This window comes from Treponema sp. R6D11 (assembly GCF_054786075.1).
Map to the genome: position 1 here is coordinate 1 of NZ_BDHD01000195.1, position 3,113 is coordinate 3,113.

Here is a 3,113-nt window from a genome sequence, read left to right on the forward strand (position 1 = left end):
GGAAATATATTTATACTCCATTTGTTTTTTTGTTATGCCTGCGCAAAAAATATAAACATCGGCGACGGAGCAAAAAAAGTGCGAGTAACGCCCGCTGTTATTCATGAACAGCCCGATGAAGCGTCCGGGTTTGGAAGTTTGTCTTTTCTTACAAAAGTAGACATTACATCTCCGCAGGAAGCGGTAATAAAAAAACTTTATTTCCGCGAAGGCGATTATATGCGGCAGGGACAAGTTGTAATACAACTTGAAAATCCGCAGATCAATTTAGCGGTTGAACGAGCGGAAAATAATTATTCGCAAGCTTTGGCGGCGCGGAATTTAGCCGACTCAAGACTTCTTGAAGGAATTTTTCAGGCTGAGGCTCAGCTTCTCACCCTTGAAAAAGCGGATGCGGAACTTGCCCTATCCAAAAAAAAGTGGGAAGAAGACAGGCGGAAACATTTGAATCAAGAGACGCTTTTTGAGGCTGGCGGCGTTCACACGGAAGCTATCCTTGTAAGCAGATTTACTCTTGATACCGAATGGGAGCAGATTCAATTAATGGAGAGAGAGCTTGAGATTAGACGCATTGGCTGTCGAGATCAAGACCTTGTTAAAGCGGGTATTGATGTTCCGTTAGGCGAAATTGAACGGCAAGCCGCGCTTGTCTCGCTTATGACAGCAAGTTTAAAAGCGGAACTTGAAGCCTCAAATGCCCGACTTGAAGCGGCGGAAAAAGAACTTAAATCCGCCAATATAGCGCTTGCGGAACTTACGATAAGAAGTCCCGCTGGGGGAATTATCGGTGCGCGTTATCTTGAGGAAGGCGAGCGCGTCCGGCTTCAGGATAAAATTATCAGTCTTATTGATACCGCCTCGTTATACGCAATTTTTCCGGTGCGCGAAAAAGACGCTTTGCGAATTGAAAAGGGAATGAAAGCCTTTGCAATGATAGACGGAACAGGCGAAACAAGAAACGGCGTTGTCGATTTAATTTATCCTCAAGCGGACAGTCAATCTTTAAGTTTTCTTGTGCGTGTTTTACTTCAAAATACAAACTCCAATACCAAATTAAAACCGGGAATGTTTACACGAGTTACGGTAAATCTGGGACCGCCGGGAAACGCTATTTTTATTCCCGAATCTTCGATATTTAACCGTAAAAATGACGAAGGCAGTATTTTTATTGTCAACGGCAAATCATTAACAGAACGGAAAATAAATATCGGAACAACTATAGGGGAAGAATGTGAAATAACATCGGGATTAAAAGCCGGAGAACTGGTTGTTTTGCGTCCCGACCCGGATTTAAGGGAGGGAACAAATGTTTCGATTATGGAATAAAATCCTTCTTTTGTTATGTGTCATTTTTATTTCATGCGGATTTATGGATTTACGTCCGATTGGGGTAGAAATAGAGCCGGATAGCTCTGATTCTCTTTTACCCGACGCATATAGTCCCGTGATACTCAAGTTTGATACGGAAATGCAAAAAGATGACACAGAAGGAATTATGCAGATAACCTCCGACATTGGTTCGGTTAAAGGAGACAAACATTGGGAAAATAACTCTCTTTACTTTGTGCCTGTGCAAGGGTGGACTGCGGGAATACGTTATACATTAAATATTTTTGGAACAATTCATTCAGTAGACGGCAGAGAAATGCGTATTGATCGTTTTATTTCATTTTATGCGATTAATAAAAATTCTCCGCCTATTCTTGAAAGTTACAGTCCTTCAGGCGGTTCGTCAATCGGAACAAAGTCTGTGGTTTTTGAATTTATTTTTTCACGTTCAATGGACAAACATACTGTAGAATCCGCCTTAAGTATTGACGGAATAGGAAATAAAACTTTTGAATGGTTGGACAATGACAAAACGCTTAAAGTTGTTCCCGATAAATCTCTTTCGCCGTGGACAATGTACAGGTGGAATTTAAAAGAATCGGCAAAAAGTATTGACGGAGTTCCTTTACCAAAGTCATATTCGGATTATTTTACAACTGACCTTGATCAAGTTTTACCTCAAGTTACAAATGTGTATCCCGTACTTTTTGCTGACGGGTGTTGGTATCCGACTGGAGTAAATCTTGAAACTGGTTTGCAATCAGGACAAGGTATCGCAGTTTCTTTTAACAAACCAATGGGTGAAAATGTTCTTCGTTCTCTGCGGTTTGAGCCTTCTTTAACCGGCAGAACGGAAATGTTATCTGAAAACAGCATTGTATATATTTTTACAAAAGACCCTGAACCGGATACAACATTTACATTGATTGTTTCAGCCGACACAAGGGACAGCGAAGGCTTAAAAATCGGCAGCGAGTACAGAATAAACTTTTCAGTTGATATTCCGTATTTAAATGTTTTGTCTATTACCGCTGGCAATGATCAACAAATAGAAAGTTTTTATACAATGAACAATATATTGCCTGTTTATGTTGATCAGGGAACAGGATTAATAACATTGTCAATTTATTTTTCGCTAATGTTCGGTCTTGAAGAGAAATTAAATGCTCCACAAAAAATAACTCTTTCGCCATTTTTCCCAAGAACATTACCTCCATCGGCTTTACGTTACATTCACTGGATTTCCAACGACAGGCTTTTTCTTCAGTGGGAAGGGTTAAAACCCGGCGATGATGTTTCTCATTACTACAAACTGACAATTCCAGGAGGAAAGGGCGGAATAACTTCTGATACGGGAATTTTTATGAAAGAGGATTTAGTTCTCTATCTGGAGGCAATTAAATGAAAAACAAATTTTTTTCATTTTTTTTATTTAGTATATTTTCTTTTATTTCCTGCGATATTTTAAGAACTTCGTTATTTGAAGTTGTCTCGTGTACTCCGGGAAACGGTTATCAATCTGAACCGAAAAAAATAAATATTTCTCTTGATTTTTCTCATGATCCTGACAGAGCAAGCGTAGAGAAAAATTTTTCATTAACGGGAGACGGGAACCGAATAAAAGGAGTTTTCAGTTGGAATAACAAAAAAATGACATTTTCTCCGCTTGCTCCTTTAGAAATAAATACCGACTACACAATAACGCTTTCGGCGGAAGCACATGACACAAAAGGGCTTTCTATGGACGAACCTTTTAACCGCTATTTTTCAACAAGACCTAATAA

The 3,113-nt window shown here is 39.4% G+C and carries 3 protein-coding genes; all 3 read left to right on the forward strand.

Going from position 1 to position 3,113, the window contains the following annotated elements; genetic code table 11:
• On the forward strand, positions 1-1,326 hold a 1,326-nt coding region (locus ACYVTD_RS11025), incomplete at its 5' end, for an efflux RND transporter periplasmic adaptor subunit (RefSeq protein ID WP_461247820.1).
• The gene (locus ACYVTD_RS11030; RefSeq protein ID WP_461247821.1) at positions 1,307-2,734 is read left to right on the forward strand and encodes an Ig-like domain-containing domain; all 1,428 of its coding nucleotides are present in this window, start codon (positions 1,307-1,309) and stop codon (positions 2,732-2,734) included. The genes ACYVTD_RS11025 and ACYVTD_RS11030, both read left to right, overlap by 20 nt.
• Positions 2,731-3,113: Ig-like domain-containing domain (locus ACYVTD_RS11035; protein ID WP_461247822.1), on the forward strand; the 383-nt coding region annotated here is incomplete at its 3' end. The genes ACYVTD_RS11030 and ACYVTD_RS11035, both read left to right, overlap by 4 nt.

Bases quoted from the DNA above. Each gene is read 5' to 3' on its own strand.
- ACYVTD_RS11030 (WP_461247821.1), top strand. From the start codon at position 1,307: ATGTTTCGATTATGGAATAAAATCCTTCTTTTGTTATGTGTCATTTTT.